The organism is Roseateles sp. DAIF2 (genome assembly GCF_015624425.1).
Taxonomy (GTDB): Bacteria; Pseudomonadota; Gammaproteobacteria; order Burkholderiales; family Burkholderiaceae_C; genus Kinneretia.
Genome location: NZ_CP049919.1, coordinates 4,463,764 through 4,480,120, shown reverse-complemented (window position 1 = coordinate 4,480,120; position 16,357 = coordinate 4,463,764). Strand labels below are relative to the sequence as shown.

General features: G+C 70.9%; 14 protein-coding genes. 10 read left to right on the top strand and 4 right to left on the bottom strand.

Features of this window, described 5'->3' with window-relative positions; translation table 11 throughout:
- Positions 1-3: 3 nt before the first annotated feature.
- The 6 genes from G8A07_RS20605 to G8A07_RS20580 all read left to right on the top strand — a co-directional run bounded on the left by G8A07_RS20605 (position 4) and on the right by G8A07_RS20580 (position 10,258).
- The gene (locus tag G8A07_RS20605) at positions 4-3,957 is read left to right on the top strand and encodes a two-component regulator propeller domain-containing protein (protein ID WP_195793834.1); all 3,954 of its coding nucleotides are present in this window, start codon (positions 4-6) and stop codon (positions 3,955-3,957) included.
- A 102-nt stretch (positions 3,958-4,059) separates the two neighbouring features.
- Positions 4,060-5,520: a sodium:solute symporter family protein gene (locus G8A07_RS20600; RefSeq protein WP_195793833.1), complete on the top strand. Its 1,461-nt coding sequence runs from the start codon at positions 4,060-4,062 to the stop codon at positions 5,518-5,520.
- 63 nt (positions 5,521-5,583) lie between these two features.
- Positions 5,584-5,910 (top strand): FmdB family zinc ribbon protein, encoded by a 327-nt coding sequence (locus G8A07_RS20595; protein WP_195793832.1) that lies wholly within the window; start codon positions 5,584-5,586, stop codon positions 5,908-5,910.
- Positions 5,911-5,919: 9 nt separating this feature from the next.
- Positions 5,920-6,576 carry a DUF502 domain-containing protein gene (locus G8A07_RS20590; protein WP_195793831.1) on the top strand — a complete coding sequence of 219 codons (657 nt, stop codon included), beginning with the start codon at positions 5,920-5,922 and terminating at the stop codon, positions 6,574-6,576.
- 118 nt (positions 6,577-6,694) lie between these two features.
- Complete coding sequence (gene aspS / locus G8A07_RS20585; protein ID WP_195793830.1) at positions 6,695-8,488, top strand: aspartate--tRNA ligase; 1,794 nt, start codon at positions 6,695-6,697, stop codon at positions 8,486-8,488.
- Between the two features lie 102 nt (positions 8,489-8,590).
- Positions 8,591-10,258, top strand: a complete 1,668-nt coding sequence (locus G8A07_RS20580) for a hypothetical protein (protein ID WP_195793829.1) — start codon at positions 8,591-8,593, stop codon at positions 10,256-10,258.
- Positions 10,259-10,270: 12 nt separating this feature from the next.
- On the opposite strand, the gene G8A07_RS20575 is transcribed toward G8A07_RS20580, so the two are convergent.
- From G8A07_RS20575 to G8A07_RS20560, 4 genes are all read right to left on the bottom strand, one after another.
- Positions 10,271-10,963 (bottom strand): flagellar basal body L-ring protein FlgH, encoded by a 693-nt coding sequence (locus G8A07_RS20575; protein ID WP_195793828.1) that lies wholly within the window; start codon positions 10,961-10,963, stop codon positions 10,271-10,273.
- 34 nt (positions 10,964-10,997) lie between these two features.
- Positions 10,998-11,546 carry a cell division protein FtsI gene (locus G8A07_RS20570; RefSeq protein ID WP_249937076.1) on the bottom strand — a complete coding sequence of 183 codons (549 nt, stop codon included), beginning with the start codon at positions 11,544-11,546 and terminating at the stop codon, positions 10,998-11,000.
- Entirely contained in the window at positions 11,546-11,923 is a 378-nt protein-coding gene (locus G8A07_RS20565) for a hypothetical protein (RefSeq protein ID WP_195793827.1), read from the bottom strand. Before G8A07_RS20565 ends, G8A07_RS20570 begins: the two co-directional genes overlap by 1 nt.
- Before the next feature lie 233 nt (positions 11,924-12,156).
- Positions 12,157-12,618 (bottom strand): Lrp/AsnC family transcriptional regulator, encoded by a 462-nt coding sequence (locus G8A07_RS20560; protein WP_195793826.1) that lies wholly within the window; start codon positions 12,616-12,618, stop codon positions 12,157-12,159.
- Between the two features lie 137 nt (positions 12,619-12,755).
- Here G8A07_RS20560 and G8A07_RS20555 point away from each other — a divergent pair, with 137 nt between their 5' ends.
- Genes G8A07_RS20555 through clsB form a run of 4 tightly spaced genes read left to right on the top strand, consistent with a single transcriptional unit; the run spans position 12,756 to position 16,323 of the window.
- On the top strand, positions 12,756-13,679 hold the full coding sequence (locus tag G8A07_RS20555; protein ID WP_195793825.1) for a DMT family transporter: 924 nt from the start codon (positions 12,756-12,758) through the stop codon (positions 13,677-13,679).
- A gap of 46 nt (positions 13,680-13,725) precedes the next feature.
- Positions 13,726-14,205: a dihydroneopterin triphosphate diphosphatase gene (gene nudB, locus G8A07_RS20550; protein ID WP_195793824.1), complete on the top strand. Its 480-nt coding sequence runs from the start codon at positions 13,726-13,728 to the stop codon at positions 14,203-14,205.
- 7 nt (positions 14,206-14,212) lie between these two features.
- Positions 14,213-15,019, top strand: a complete 807-nt coding sequence (locus G8A07_RS20545) for an endonuclease/exonuclease/phosphatase family protein (RefSeq protein WP_195793823.1) — start codon at positions 14,213-14,215, stop codon at positions 15,017-15,019.
- Positions 15,016-16,323 carry a cardiolipin synthase ClsB gene (gene clsB / locus G8A07_RS20540; protein ID WP_371816384.1) on the top strand — a complete coding sequence of 436 codons (1,308 nt, stop codon included), beginning with the start codon at positions 15,016-15,018 and terminating at the stop codon, positions 16,321-16,323. Before G8A07_RS20545 ends, clsB begins: the two co-directional genes overlap by 4 nt.
- Positions 16,324-16,357 lie beyond the last annotated feature (34 nt).

The following is a 16,357-nucleotide window of genomic DNA, read 5'->3' as shown; positions in this document are numbered from 1 at the left end:
ACCATGCGCGCCACCCGCCCCGACTCCCGCCCGATCTTCCCGGTGCGGGCCTGGGCGCGGCGGCTGCTGCTGTTGACCGGTCTGCTACTGAGTTCGTGGGTGCATGCCGGCGCGCTGCAGCTGCTGCGCTTCGAGCCCCTGCGCAACGAGTCCACCCTGGGCGAGGAGGCGGTGATGGTGGCCCTGCAGGACCAGCAGGGCCAGATGTGGCTGGGCAGCACCGACGGCCTGTTCCGCTTCGATGGCCGACGCAGCCGCCATTTCCCCGCCGATCCGGCCCGGCCGGACGGCCTGGGCCACCCCCATGTGTTTGCGCTGCTGGAATCGCCCGCGGGGCGGCTCTGGATCGGCACCGGCGGCGGCCTGCACGAGATGGACCTGCGGCGCGAGACCCTGCGCCACCATCCGCTGCCGCAGCCGCGCAGCCCGGCCGACCAGCGCGTGCTGGCCCTGCTGCCGGCCCCGGACGATGCGCTGTGGGTGCTGACGCGGCGCGAGCTGCTGCGCTACGAGCCCGGCCGCGGCGAGTTCCAGCGCGTGGCCCTGCCGGCCGAGGCGGGCGCCGTGGCGGGCCTGCAGGCGATGATGGCCGATGGCCGGGGCGGCCTGTGGCTGGTACGCGGGACCGAGCTGCTGCAGCTGGATGCGCGCGAGCAGTTGCAGCGCCGCCTGCCGCTGCGCCGGCCGGAGCAGGCGCTGCTGGGCGTGCGCAGCCTGGCGCTGGACGGGCGCGGCCGGGTCTGGGTGGGTACGGACCAAGGCGTACAGCTGGTCGAGCCGGAGACCGGGGCGCTCAGCGATCTGCCCGAGCGACTGGGCCTGCCGCGGGACAGCATTCATGCCCTGTGGCGTGACCGCGAGGGCTCGATCTGGATCGGCAGCGGCAGCCAGGGCCTGTGGCGCTGGCGCGAGGGCGCGACCCGGGTCGAGCAGTTCGCCCATCACCCGGCGCTGCGCCGCAGCATCGCGAGCAACGATGTCTCCTCGATCTACCAGGACCGCAGCGGCGTGCTCTGGGTCGGCACCTGGTCCGGCGGCCTGTCGCTGGCGGACCTGGGCGGTGGCGGCATGCGCAGCTATCTGTCGGTGCATGGCGACCCCACCAGCCTATCGCATCCGGTGGTGCAGGCGGTGCTGCCGGACGACGCCGGCCAGGCCTGGGTCGGCACCTATGGCGGCGGGCTCAACCGGCTGCAGCTGCAAAGCGGCGAGGTCGAGCGCCTGAGCGCGAAGGAACTGCCGATCAGCCATATCAAGGCGCTGATGCAGCAGCCGGGCCTGGGGCTGTGGGTCGCCGGGGAGGGCGGGCTGTGGCTGTTCGATCCGCGTCAGCGGCGCAGCCGGCGCATCGAGCTGGGCACGCCCTCGGCGGCCGGGCGTTCGATCAGCTCGCTGCAGCTGGACCGGCAGGGCCGGGTCTGGGCCGGCAGTGCCGGCGGGCTGCATTGCGTGCTGCCGGGCGGCAGCCACCGGCTGCTGCGCGCCGGCACCGAGAGCGGTCTGGCCCATGATGTGGTGGACAGCCTGCTGGAGGACCGCGAGGGCCGGCTCTGGGTCGGCACCAAGGGCGGCCTGCATCTCTGGGACGAGGCCGGCCAGCGCCTGCAGCGCCCGGATCTCGGGCTGGCGCGGCCGGACGAGCTGATGATCTATGCGATGCGCCAGGACGGCGCCGGCCGCATCTGGCTGGGCACCCAGCTGGGCCTGTACCAGTTGCTGCCCCGGCCCGGCGCGCCCGGGGGCTGGCGGGTGGAGTCCTGGCGCGAACTGCCCGGCATGCCCTCCGGCTGGATCCATGGCCTGCAGGACAGCCTGGACGGCGCGCTGTGGCTGGTCGGCGCCCAGGGCCTGAGCCGGCTCGACCCCGGGCGTCGCCAGCTGCGCCATTACCCGACGCGCGGCGGGCGCCTGGACGGCGGCTTCAGCTTCGGCGCGACCGCGCGCGGCGCCGACGGCAGCCTGTACTTCGGCGGCCAGGGCCTGCTGTCCTTCCATCCCGACACCCTGCGCGACAACCCGGTCGCGCCGGCGGTGCAGCTGTCGGACCTGCGCATCTTCAACCGCTCGGTACTGGGGTCCGAGGATCCGGCCAGCGCCCCGGAGCTTCCCGGCGGCGGCGCCTCGACGCCGCGCGAGCTGGGCATCGAGGGGCCGCTGGCCCAGGTGCGCCGGCTGCGCCTGAGCCACCATGAGGCGATGGTCAGCTTCGAGCTGGCGGCCTTGCATTACTACGGCCGCGCGCTGAACCGCTACGCCTGGCGGCTGGAGGGCTTTGACCCCGACTGGATCCAGGGCCCGCCGGGCGAGGGCCTGGCCACCTATACCAACCTGGATCCGGGGCGCTACCGGCTGCTGGCCCGCGCCGCCAGCCCGGACGGCGCCTGGGGCGAGTCGCGCCTGCTGCTGGAGCTGGAGGTGGTGCCGCCCTGGTGGCGCAACCCCTGGTTCCGCGGCCTGCTGCTGCTGGGCCTGCTGCTGGGGCTGGCGGCGGCCTGGCGGCTGCGGCTGCGGGTGCTGGAGCGTGGCCGCGCGCTGCTCGAGCGCGAGGTGCAGAACCGCACCGCCGAGGTGAAGGCGCAGCAGCGCCAGCTGGAGACCGAGAAGCGGGCGGCCGAGCGCGGCCGCCAGCAGATCGCCACGCTCAGCGAGATCGGGCGCGAGATCACGGCCTCGCTGGATCCGCAGGCGATCCAGGCCGCGCTGTACCGCCATGTGCAGGCCCTGATGCCGGCCCATGTGTTCGGCGTCGGCCTGCTGCGCTGGGAGCAGCGGGTGATCGAGTTCGAGTTCGCGGTCCAGCGTGGCCAGCGCTTCCAGCCCTACCGGCGCAGCCTGGACGCGCCGGAGCAGCCGGCCGCGCGCTGCGCGCTCAGCGGCGCGCCGCTGCTGATCCGCGAGCTGCAGACCGACAACCGCGAGCTCGACGAGCGCGTGCGCGAGCGCGAGGGCGTGCAGCGCGTCCGGCTGCTGGATGGCAGCGAGCCGCTGCCGGCGCGCTCGGCCCTGTATGTGCCGATGCGGCTCAAGGAGCAGGTGATCGGCGTGATCAGCGTGCTCAGCGAGCGGGCTGACGCTTATCTGGAGACCGACCTCGACATCCTCGCCACCCTGGGCGCCTATGCCGCGGTGGCGCTGGACAATGCCGAGGCCTACCGCCGCCTGCAGCTGACCCAGGCCCAGTTGGTGGAGCGCGAGAAGCTGGCCTCGCTGGGCGCGCTGGTGGCCGGCGTGGCCCATGAGCTGAACACGCCGATCGGCAACAGCCTGCTGATGGCCAGCACCCTGCACGACGGCAGCCGGCGCTTTGTCGAGCAGGTGCGCGGCGGGGCGCTGCGCCGCTCGGAGCTGGAGCGCTTCTGCGCCCATGCCGAGGAGTCCAGCAGCCTCTTGGTGCGCAGCCTGGGCCGCGCGGCCCAGCTGGTGGCCAGCTTCAAGCAACTGGCGGTGGACCAGACCTCGGACCGGCGCCGCGGCTTCGACCTGGCCAAGGTCTGCGAGGAGGTGGCCCTGACCCTGGACAACCGCCTGCGCCGCGAGGAGCACCGGCTGGAGCTGGCGGTGCCGCCGGACCTGCAGTTCGACAGCTTCCCCGGCCCGCTGGAGCAGGTGCTGAGCAATCTGGTGCTGAACGCGGTGCTGCATGGCTTCGAGGGCCGCAGCGGCGGCCGCATGCGCCTGTCGGCCGAGGCGATGGGCGCCGACTGGGTGCGCCTGGTCTTCAGCGACGATGGGCGCGGCATCCCGGCCGAACAGCTGCCGCGCATCTTCGACCCCTTCTTCACCACCAAGATGGGCCGGGGCGGCAGCGGCCTGGGCCTGCATATCTGCTACACCATCGTCAGCTCCCTGCTGGGCGGGCAGATCTCGGTCAGCAGCGTGGCGGGGCAGGGCACCCGCTTCGAGCTGCTGCTGCCCCGGGTGGCGCCGGCCGCCTCGGCCGTGGCGCCGGCGCCATAGGCCGGGGCCTGTTTCTTGCTCGTACCGGCGGTCCGGCCCCGGCTGGATAGATAATCCGCCGTTTTTCAGAGTTCGCCCCCTCTTTTCGCTGCCGATTCCGCCATGAACACCACGCTGATCGCCTTTGTCGTGCTGTACCTGCTGGGCACCCTGGCCCTGGGTGTCTGGGCCGGTACCCGGATCAAGAACACCAGTGATTTCGCCGTGGCCGGCCGCAGCCTGCCGCTGGTGATGGTGATCACCACCACCTTCGCGACCTGGTTCGGCGCCGAGACGGTGATGGGCATCCCGGCCAAGTTCGTGCAGGGGGGGCTGAACGCGATCGTCGAGGACCCGTTCGGCGCCGGCACCTGCCTGATCCTGGTCGGCGCCTTCTTCGCCGCCAAGCTCTACCGCCACAACCTGCTGACCATCGGCGGCTTCTACCGCCAGCGCTACGGCAAGGGCGTCGAGGTGTTCTGCTCGGTCGCCATCATCCTGAGCTATCTGGGTTGGGTGGCGGCGCAGATCACGGCCCTGGGCCTGGTGTTCTCGGTGCTGACCGGCGGCGCGATGAGCACCACCACCGGCATGATCGTCGGCACCCTGGCGGTGCTGATCTATGTGGTGGTCGGCGGCTTCCTGGCCGTGGCCTGGACCGACTTCATCCAGATGATCGTGCTGGTGCTGGGTCTGTCGGCGATCGCGATCTTCTCGGCCGACCTGGCCGGCGGCGCCGGCAATGTGATGGCGATGGTGCAGAGCCAGGACCTGCTGCGCTTCCTGCCCGAGCCCAGCTTCACCGAGGTCGCGATGTTCATCGGCGCGGCGCTGACGATGATGCTGGGCAGCATCCCGCAGCAGGACGTGTTCCAGCGCGTGATGTCGGCCAAGGATGCCAAGACCGCGCAGCGCGGCGCCATCATCGGCGGCGTCAGCTACATCCTGTTCGCCTTCGTACCGATGTTCATCGTGGCCAGCGCGGTGGTGGTGATGGGCCAGCAGGCGATGGATATTGCCCGCGACGACTACCAGAAGCTGCTGCCCACCTTCGTGCTGTCGAAGATGCCGCTGCTGATGCAGATCCTGTTCTTCGGCGCGCTGCTGTCGGCGATCAAGAGCACCTCCTCGGCGACCCTGCTGGCGCCCTCGACCAGCTTCGTCGAGAACATCCTGCGCAATCTGCGCCCGAAGATGAGCGACCGCGAGCAGCTGCTGGCGATGCGCTGGAGCATCGTCGTGTTCGCCGGCCTGGTGCTGGCCTACGCGATCGCGATGCAGGGCACCTCGATCTACGAGCTGGTCTCCTCCGCCTACCAGGTGCCGCTGGTTGGCGCCTTCGTGCCGTTGGTGATGGGCCTGTACTGGAAGCGCGCCACCACCCAGGGCGCGATCTTCTCGCTGGCGGCCGGCCTGGGCACCTGGGTGCTGTTCATGCCCCAGATCAGCGGCTGGGGCGAGCATTTCCCGGGCCAACTGGCCGGCCTGCTGGCCGCGCTGGCCGGCATGGTGCTGGGCAGCCTGCTGCCGCAATGGCTGCGCAACCGCCACGAGGCCGCGCCCCATATGGTGCAGCCGTCCTGAGGCCCGCCGCGGGCGCTTCTCCTATAATTTCACCTTTTTGATCAACGGTTTAGTTAGACCATCATGCCGATCTATGCCTACCGCTGCGGTTCCTGCGGGCATGCCAAGGACGTGCTGCAGAAGCTCTCCGATGCGCCGCTGAACACCTGCCCCGCCTGCGGTGCCGAGACCTTCAGCAAGCAGGTCACCGCGGCCGGTTTCCAGCTCAAGGGCTCGGGCTGGTACGCGACCGACTTCAAGGGCGGCGCCGGCGCGAGCGCCGCGGCCGCCTCGACGGGCAGCACTGCCGCCGCGGACAGCGGCTCGGCCGGCTCCGGCGGTTCCGACAGCGGTGCCAGCAGCGCGGCGGCCGCCCCGGCGGCCTGCGGCGGCTCCTGTGCCTGCCACTGATCGGATCGTGTGAAGAAGTACATCATCACCGGCCTGCTGGTCTGGCTGCCTCTCGCGATCACCATCTGGGTGCTGCTGTGGGTGCTGGGCATCATCGACGGCGTGTTTGCCTCGCTGCTCAGCGCGATGCAGGCGGTCGCGCCGGCCTCGCTGCACGACAACCTCGAGGGCCTGCGCCATATCCCGGGCCTGGGCGTGGTGATCCTGGTCGGCGCGCTGCTGCTGACCGGCGTCTTCGTCGCCAACATCTTCGGCCAATGGTGGCTGAAGCAGTGGCATCGCCTGCTGTCCAACATCCCGATCGTCAAGAGCATCTACAGCTCGGTCAAGCAGGTCTCGGACACGCTGTTCTCCAGCAGCGGCAATGCCTTCCGCGAGGCGGTGCTGGTGCAGTACCCGCGCGAGGGCAGCTGGACCATCGCCTTCGTCACCGGCCGGCCCTCGGGCGAGGTGGCCGAGGCGCTCGGGGATGAACATGTCAGCCTCTATGTGCCGACCACGCCGAACCCCACCTCCGGCTTCTTCCTGATGATGCCGCGAGCCAGCGTCAAGCCGCTGGCGATGAGCGTGGATGAGGCGCTCAAGCACATCATCTCGATGGGCGTGGTGGCGCCCAATGGACCGGTCACCGTTGCGGCCGAGAATCCGCGAAACCTGCCGGGTTGAGCGCCGTCAGCACGCGTTCAACCCTGAGGGCATACCGCCTGCCAGTGCTCCAGCCGACCACGAATACCCGGCCGACTCCCGAGGAGGAGAAGGCCCCAAGCATCCGGAGAAAACAATCATGCGAACCTGCTACGCCGGCCAAGTCAGCGAGAAGCTGCTCGACCAGACCGTGACCCTGATGGGCTGGGCCCATCGCCGCCGCGACCATGGCGGCGTGATCTTCATCGACCTGCGCGATCGCGAGGGCCTGGTGCAGATCGTCTGCGACCCGGACCGCGCCGAGATGTTCAAGATCGCGGAAGATGTGCGCAACGAGTTCTGCCTGAAGGTGGTCGGCAAGGTGCGCGCGCGCCCGGCCGGCACCGAGAACGCCAACCTGGTGAGCGGCAAGGTCGAGGTGCTGTGCCACGAGCTGGAAGTGCTGAACCCCAGCGTCACGCCCCCGTTCCAGCTGGACGACGAGAACCTGTCGGAGACGACGCGCCTGACGCACCGCGTGCTGGACCTGCGCCGTCCCTACATGCAGAACAACCTGATGCTGCGCTACCGCGTGGCCATGGAAGTGCGCAAGTTCCTGGACGAGCAGGGCTTCGTCGACATCGAGACCCCGATGCTGACCAAGAGCACGCCGGAGGGCGCGCGCGACTACCTGGTGCCCAGCCGCGTGCATGACGGCATGTTCTTCGCGCTGCCGCAGTCGCCCCAGCTGTTCAAGCAGCTGCTGATGGTGGCCGGTTTCGATCGCTACTACCAGATCACCAAGTGCTTCCGCGACGAGGACCTGCGCGCCGACCGCCAGCCCGAGTTCACCCAGATCGATATCGAGACCTCGTTCCTGACGGAAGAGGAAATCCGCTCGATGTTCGAGGGCATGATCCGCCATGTCTTCCGCAAGGCGCTGAATGTCGAGCTGGGCGACTACCCGGTGATGAAGTACGCCGACGCGATGTTCCTGTACGGCTCGGACAAGCCCGACCTGCGCGTCAAGCTGCAGTTCACCGAGCTGACCGAGGTGATGGCCGACGTCGACTTCAAGGTCTTCTCGACCCCCGCCACCACCAAGGGCGGCCGCGTCGTGGCCCTGCGCGTGCCGGGTGGCGCCGCGATGAGCCGCGGCGAGATCGACAGCTACACCGAGTTCGTCAAGATCTACGGCGCCAAGGGCCTGGCCTGGATCAAGGTCAACGAGGTGGCCAAGGGCCGCGAGGGCCTGCAGTCGCCGATCGTCAAGAACCTGCACGACGCCGCGATTGCCGAGATCCTGAAGCGCACCGGCGCCGCCGACGGCGACCTGATCTTCTTCGGTGCCGACAAGGCCAAGGTCGTCAACGACGCCATCGGCGCGCTGCGCCTGAAGGTCGGCCACAGCGAGTTCGGCAAGGCCAATGGCCTGTTCGAGGACAAGTGGGCGCCGCTGTGGGTGGTCGACTTCCCGATGTTCGAGGAGGACGAGGAGAACAAGCGCTGGTCCGCCGTGCATCATCCCTTCACCGCGCCGAAGGACGGCCATGAGGACCTGATGACCAGCGACCCGGGTGCCTGCATCGCCAAGGCCTACGACATGGTGCTGAACGGCTGGGAGCTGGGCGGCGGCTCGGTGCGTATCCACAAGGCCGATGTGCAGGCCAAGGTCTTCGAGGCGCTGAACATCAGCCCCGAGGAGCAGCGCGTCAAGTTCGGCTTCCTGCTGGATGCGCTGCAGTACGGCGCGCCCCCGCATGGCGGCCTGGCCTTCGGCCTGGATCGCATCGTCACGATGATGACCAAGGCCGACTCGATCCGCGACGTGATCGCCTTCCCCAAGACCCAGCGCGCGCAATGCCTGCTGACCGGTGCCCCGTCCTATGTCGACGAGAAGCAGCTGCGCGAGCTGCACATCCGCCTGCGCAACCCCGGCACGGCCGCGGCCTGAGCCTCGCGCTCCGGCGAACGATGAGAAGGCGCCCCGCGGGGCGCCTTTTTATTGCCCGCTATGCTTGCGCCTTGCTTCGCAACACGAACGATTGAACAAGCGATGAACAAGACCGGTCTCGGTGCCGCGGAGAAGGCCCGCTGGGAACGCCTGGTGATGCGCCGCCCGGGGCTGGTGCTGCCGCGGCTGCAGCGCCTGATGCAGGGCAGCCAGCGCGAGCCGGCAGTGACGCGCGCCGCGCTGCAGGGCACCTTCTTCGTGCTGGAGCGCCTGGGCCGTGCGGCCGAGCTGCAGGACGAGCTGGAGGCCGCGCTGGCCCAGGCCGAGCGCCAGCGCGCCCTGGCCGAGGCGGCCGAGCTCAGCGAGGCGCTGGGCCGGCTGCATTACCAGCGCGGCGACTACAACCAGGCCTGCAATGCCTGGAGCCAGACCCTGCATTGGGCCGGTGACGATTCGCGCAGCGCCTGCCTGGCGCGCATCGGTCTGGCCCACCTCTGCTACGCGCTGGGTGAATGGGCGCGCGGCGGCCGCGTGCTGGAGGAGGCGGAGGCGCATTACGCGCGCCTGTCGCGCGACGCCTATCTGCGCGCCAAGATCGCGCTGAACCGTGCCGCCTCCTTGCGCGCCACGCAGGGGCCGCAGGCCGCGCTGCCGGCGTTGGACGAGGCCTTCGCCGCCGCGCGCGAGGCCGGCCACCGCGACTACCAGGCCGAGGCGATCTGGCACCACGCGCGCTGCGCCCGCGACCGCGGCGACACGGTGCTGGCGCTGCGCCTGGCGCAGGAGGCGCTGGCCCTGGCGCGCGCCTGCGGCTATCTCTGGCTGGAGGGCCAGGCCGCGCTGCTGCAGAGCGAGCTGCAGGAGGGCGAGGTGGCGCTGCGGCATGCCAACGAGGCCCTGGCCTTGGCCGAAACCCTGCAGTCGCGCTCGCTGCAGGCCCTGGCGCATGGCCGCCTGGCCGACCTGATGCGCGAGCGCGGCGAGCTGGGCCCCAGCTGGCACCATGCCCAGCAGAGCCACCGGCTCGAGGCCTCGATGAACCAGAGCCAGATGCCGGCCGGGCTGGAGGCGCTGGCGCGCTTCGACACCGATCCCGCCGGCGCCGATGCGCTGCTGCTGGAACTGGCGGGCCAGGCCTGGACCCTGGAGAGCTCGCAGGACTTCATCGTCGCCTGGCAGCGTCTGCTGCCGCGCCTGCTCGAGGGCCTGGGCCTGTCCGGCCTGCAGCTGTGGTGGGACGAGGGCGGCAATGGCCGCTTCCTGCCGCTGCTCGCCACCGGCGACGCGATGGCACCGCTGACGGCGGCGCGCGTGCCCGGCTATCTGCATGCGCTGTCGGCGCCCGGCGCGCCGCTGCTGGCCGCCGATGCGGCCAGCCATCCCTGGCGGGTCGAGCTGGGTGAGGCCCTGGCCGGCGGCGGGCGCCAGACCCGGCTGGAGCTGGGCCTGCGCCTGGACGGCCGGCTGGTGGCGCTGCTGTGGCTGCTGCGCGAGCCCGGCGCGGCCTGGCCGCGCGCCGACCTCAGCCGCGCCGGCCGCCTGGCAGCGCTGCTGGAGCGGCTGCTGGCGCAGCTGCAGCAGGCGCGCCAGCGCCAGGCCGCGGCGGCCCCGACGCCGCATGCCGACGAGGTCGCCGCGCTGGCCGCCGCGACGCGTCAGCTGCAGCGCCTGCTGCAGCTGGAGCCCCTGGACCGGGCCGCGCTGGCGGTGCTGGCCGAGCGCCTGGGCCTGCAGGCCGAGCGGCTGGAGCGCGCGCTGCGCAAGGCCTGAGAGGTCGCAGACTTACCAGACCGACAGGCTCTGCGTCAGCACGCGCTGCAGCCAGTTGCGCTGCGCGGCCTCGGAGACATCGCCCTGGCCGGCCACCTCCAGCCGCGCGTTGACGACATCGACCGAGGCCACCACATTGCCCGGCTTGATGTCGCGGGGGTCGACCACGCCGGAAAAGCGCAGGGTGCTGACGCCGCCGTTGAAGGCCATGCTGCGCTCGCCGGCGACCACCAGATGGCCGTTGGGCAGCACATTGATCACCGCCGCCGCCAGCTGCGCGGCGAAGCTGCTCGTGCTCTCGGTCTGGCCCGAGCCCTTGAAGGCGTCGTTGCCGGAGGCGCGGGCATCGGCATTCAGGATCGAGCCGAGCAGGCCGCCGGCCTGGCTGCCGCCCGGGCCCTTGACCGCCAGCTTGTTGTCGCGGCTGGTGTCGGTGGCCTGCTTCTGGCTGGCGCGCAGATGCTCGGCGATGTCCACCTTCACCGAGTCGCCGATCTGGCGCGGCTTCTTCTCGTTGGAGAACAGGCTGGTGGTCTGCATATGCGGCTGGTAGATGCCGCCCTTGTTGACTCGCTCCACATAGGTGGCGGGCTGCATCGGCGGCGCGATCAGCGGGCCGTGCACGATGCTGGGCGGCGGGCCGCCGGCGCAGCCGGCCAGCAGGGCGGCGAGCGCAAGCGCGCCGAAGCGGCGGCGTGAATGCATGGAGATTCCCTCTGTCATTGGTGTTCTTTCTTTTTCAGTTCTCGAAGCCGGTCAGCAGCGCCTTCACCACCGGCGCCAGCTTGTCGCGGGTCGAGCTCCAGCGCCCCATGCCGAGCCCGTCGTCGAGCTGGTAGCTGCTGCTGGACAGCAGGCGGCCGTCGGCATGGTGCAGGCTGAGCGCGGCGGCGCTCAGATAGGGCTTGTAGCCGCTGGACAGCGGCGGCTCGCCCCATTGGATGCTGGCCACATAGCGCAGCCAGATGCGGCAGTCCGGCCAGTCGGTGCCGGCCTCGTAGACGCGGCTGGCGACACGCTGCCCACGCAGCTCGGCCTGCAGCGCCGGCACCAGCTCGCCGGACTGCACGTCTCGGTTGAACTCGATGCAGACGCTGCCGGGCACCGGCTCGCCATGGTGCACGGTCTGGCTGGCCCGCGAGGGGCCGTAGGCCAGCGCGGTGCCGGCCACGCCGGAGCCGGCCTTGATCAGTTCCCAGGCCGGGGCCGGGCTGAACACCGAGCAGCCGCTCGACAGCGCCGCGGCGAGCAGCGGGGCGATGAGCAGGAGGGCGCGCGCGCGCGCCATCAGACCAGCTCGTTGACCAGGCGCCGGCCGGCGGCCAGGCCCAGGGTCGCGTAGCCGGCAATGTTCTGCGCCGCGGTGGTGGCTCCGTCGTAGACGCTCTCGGCCGCGTCGCCGACCGCCTCCAGCCCGTCCTCCACCGTGTCCACCACGCCGTCGACCGCGCGCTCGGCGCCGCGGCCCAGCTTGGCCAGGCTCTCGGTGCTGAAGTGGCACACGCTCTCGGCCGCCTCGCCGGCCAGCTGCACCGCGCTGATCGCGGTGGCCGCCACCGGGCCGTACTCGCGGGCGTTCAGCTCGAAGCTGCCGCTGACGCCGCGTGCCGGCGTGGCCACGCTGGGCAGGGCATTGGACAGGGCGCTGAGGGGATTCACATTCATCGAAAAACTCCGTCGTCTGCTGGGATGGCTCGCATCCTAGAAGTGCGGTTTTTTTCGGGATCCCCGATAAGGCTTCGAAACACCGGGCCGCCGGCGCCTTAACTGTGGCAACCGCTTTACCTGGGCGTCCGGTTGGACATCTGTCGGTCGCGATCACGGCAACAATGTTGCTAGCGGCAAAAAGAGGGGCGACAGGCGCGCATTAGGGCCTGCTGCCGCAGTGCTAACAGGCCCTAGTCCGGCAGGCGCAGCGGCAGCGGCGCGCCGCTCTTGACGCAGCGGATCGCGAAGCTGCTGTTGATGTCCTGCACCACCGGCAGGGCCTGCAGCCGGCGCACGATCTGCTCGTAGTCGCCCAGGGTACCGACCACCACCTCCAGCAGGTAGTCATGGCTGCCCGAGACCACATGGCAACTGATCACCTCGTCCATCGCCTGCATCGCGGCCTCGAACTGCTGCACCGCATCGGCACGGTGGTGCATCAGCCGCACATTGACGAACACCGTGCTGGCCAGGCGCAGCGCCTGGCGGTCCAGCACCGCGCGGTAGCCGGCGATCAGGCCGCCGTCCTCCAGGCGCTTGAGGCGGCGCGCGCAGGGGCTTTGCGACAGCGCCACCCGCTCGGCCAGCTCGGCCACCGTGAGCCGGCCCTCGCGTTGCAAGAGGTCCAGCAATTGCAGGTCGATACGGTCCATGGTGAAAATCGCCAAATGATTTGATTTTATTGGTGAAAACAATCGCATTGATGGGGTGATGAGGCTTGGATTGGTGCTTGTCGCCCCGGGTGGCGCCGGACAATCGCGGCCGAGCCGTTTTCCGAGCAGTTGTCCCGATGTCCCATCCCGCCCAGCCTCCCATCGCCATCGCCCCGGGCGATCCCGCCGCCAGCCGCGGCCTCTGGCTGGGCTGGGCCGCGCTGGGCCTGACCCTGTGCATCTGGGCCGGCTTCTTCGTCTCGCTGCGCGCCGGTGCGCGTGCCGCGCTGCCGCCGGCCGAGCTGGCGCTGATCCGCTTCGGGCCGGCCGGCCTGCTGTTCGCGCCGCTGCTGTGGCGCGCCCGCCATCGCCTGCTGGCCCTGCCGCGCCGCCTGCTGCTGCTGATCGTGGCGGGCGCCGGCCTGCCTTACTTCCTGATCGCCGGCTGGGGCATGCGCCATGCGCCGGTGGCCGATGGCGCGACCCTGATCCCCGGCACCCTGCCGCTCTTCACCGCGCTGCTGGCCGCGGCCCTGCATGGGCGCCAGGCGCTGGCGCGCTGGCCGGCCCTGTTGTGCATCGCGGCCGGTGTCGCGACGATGCTGGCGTTGCAGGCCGGGGAGGTCGGTCGGGCCCAGGGCTATGCGCTGTTCCTGCTGGGCAGTGTGATGTGGTCGGCCTACACCCTGGCGCTGCGCCAGGCGCGGCTGACGCCGCTGGAGGCGGCGGCGCTGATCTCCAGCGTCTCGCTGCTGCTGCTCGCGCCCTGGCTGCTGTGGCAATGGTGGCAGGCGCCGTTGCTGCTGGTCACGCTGAGCCGCGATCAGCTGCTGCTGCAGCTGGCGCTGCAGGGTCTCGGTGTCGGCCTGATCTCGACGCTCAGCTACAGCGTCGCGGTGGCCCGCCTGGGCGCGCAGCGCAGCGCCACCGCCGGCGCGCTGACCCCGGTGCTGGCCGCGGTGCTGGCGCTGCCGCTGTTCGGCGAGCGGCCGGACGGCGTGACCCTGGCCGGCATGCTGCTGATCGCGGCCGGCGTGCTGTGGAGCCAGCGCCAGCGTTGATCATCAAGTCGGCCGCGGCGCGCCACGCCTCCGCTATGCTTGCCGCATGAGCGAGAGTGCAGTGCAAGCCCGGCCCTACAAGATTCCGGAGTCGGTCCTGGTGGTGATCCACACGCCGGACCTGCAGGTGCTGATGCTGGAGCGGGCCGACCGCCCCGGCTTCTGGCAGAGCGTGACCGGTTCGCTGGACGCGCCGGATGAGGCGCTGGACCAGACCGCGCGGCGCGAGGTGCTGGAGGAGACCGGCATCGACATCGCCCTGAGCGGCGCGGTGCTGCGCGACTGGCGCCTGAGCAATGTCTACGAGATCTACCCGGTCTGGCGCCATCGCTACGCGCCCGGCGTGACCCACAACACCGAGCATGTGTTCGGCCTGACCGTGCCGGCCGGCACCGCGGTGCGGCTGGCGCCGCGCGAGCATCTGCAGTACCGCTGGCTGCCCTGGCGCGCCGCGGCCGACCTGTGCTTCTCGCCCTCCAATGCGGAGGCCGTGCTGCAGCTGCCGCGTTTCACCCCCGCATCCTGAGGTCCGCATGATCCGCCCCGCCTTCAAGCAGACGGTGCAGCCGCCGCAGACCAGCATCCTGAGCCCGCATCTGCGCGTGGCCACCTACAACATCCACAAGGGCGTGCGCGGCGTCGGGCCGCAGAAGCGCCTGGAGATCCACAACCTGGGCCTGGGCGTCGAGGCGCTGGATGCTGACATGGTGTTCCTGCAGGAGGTGCGCCATTTCCACCATGCCGATGCCAAGGCCTTCCAGCGCACCTGGTTCGGCTGGCCCGATCAGGGCCAGGCCGAGTTCCTGGCGCCCGAGGGCTATGACGTGGCCTACCGCACCAATGCGGTCACCAAGCATGGCGAGCATGGCAATGCGCTGCTGTCGCGCTGGCCGATCGGCGAGATCGGCCACCACGATGTCTCCGACCATCGCTTCGAGCAGCGCGGCCTCTTGCATGTGCCGGTGCAATGGCAGGGCCTGACCGTGCATGCGGTGGTGGCCCATCTGGGCCTGATGCATGGCAGCCGGGTGCGCCAGGTGCAGCGCCTGGCCGAGTACATCCAGGCCGAGGTGCCGGCCGAGGGGCTGCTGGTGGTGGCCGGCGACTTCAACGACTGGGGCGAGAAGCTCGACGCGCCGATGCGCGAGTTCGGCCTGGCGCGGGCCCAGGCGCCGGGCCAGCGGCGCCTGGCCACCTTCCCCTCGCGCCTGCCCTTCTTCTCGCTGGACCGCATCTACACGCGCGGCCTGCGCTGCGTCAGCACCCAGGTGCCGCGCGGCCCGGTGTGGGCGCGCATGTCCGACCACCTGCCGCTGGTCGCCGAGTTTGAATTAGCGTGAGCGACGTGAGCGCCCCCGGCGATGCCGAGCATGTCTCCTCCTGGCACGCGATCGCGCTGCCCGAGTACAGCGGCGGCAACGAGCTGCGCCTGCTGAAGGGCGGCGACGAGCTGTTCCCGGCCCAGGTCGCGGCGATCAACCAGGCCCTGGTCGAGGTGTGGGTGGCCTGCTACATCTTCCACAGCGACAGCGCCGGCGCCGCGATGGTGATGGCGCTGCGCGCCGCGGCGGCGCGCGGTGTGCGGGTGCGGGTGGTGGTGGACGGCTTCGGCTCCAAGGCCAGCCTACCCTGGCTCAGCAACGCGCTGGCGGGCAGCGGCGTCGCGCTGGCGGTGTTCCGGCCGATCGACCGCTGGTGGCGCTGGCTGCAGCCCGGGCAGCTGCGGCGCCTGCACCAGAAGCTCTGCGTGGTCGACGGCGAGCATGCCTTCGTGGGCGGCATCAACATCATCGACGACCGGCTCGACCTGCACCATGGCGAGACCGAGGAGCCGCGGCTGGATTTCGCGGTGGCGCTGCGCGGCCCGGCGGTGACACCCATCGCGCAGGCGGCGCGCGCGGTCTGGACCCGCGCCTGGCTGGGCCGCGACTTCGGCGAGGAGTTGCTGGCCCTGGTGCGCAGCCCCGAGCCGGTGCGGCGCCTGCGCCGGCTGGCGCGGCGCCTGCGCATGCCGCGCGGGCGGCGCAGCCGGCGCAGCGGCCAGTCCGACTGGCAAGACCTGACCCCGGTCTGCGCCGCCTTCGTGCTGCGTGACAACCTGCGCCAGCGCCGCACGATCGAGCGCGCCTATATCGACGCGATCCGCGCCGCGCGCGAGCGGGTCGACCTGATCTCGCCGTATTTCTATCCCGGCCATGCCTTCCGGCGCGCGCTGCGCGATGCGGCGCGGCGCGGCGTGCGGGTGCGGCTGCTGCTGCAGGGCAAGCTGGACTACCGCATCGCCGGCATGGCCGCGCAGGCGCTGTACGCCGAGCTGCTGGGCCATGGCGTGCGGATCTTCGAGTACACGCCGGCCTATCTGCATGCCAAGGTCTGCGTGGTCGACGAGAGCTGGGCCACGGTCGGCAGCTCCAACATCGATCCGCTGTCGCTGCTCCTGAACCTGGAGGCCAATGTGCTGGTGCGCGACGGCGCCTTCGCGCGCGACGTGGCGCTGCAGTTCGAGACCGCGGCCGCGGTCTCGCGCGAGGTGGATTTGAAGCGCTGGGGCGGCGCCGGCCTGCGCGGCGTGCTGACGCGCGCGCTGGTGGCCTGGACCGCCTATGTCTATCTGCGCGTCGCGGGGGCGACGGGGCGCTACTGAGCGAGCGCCGAACTCGCTACAGTCCGGCTCCACA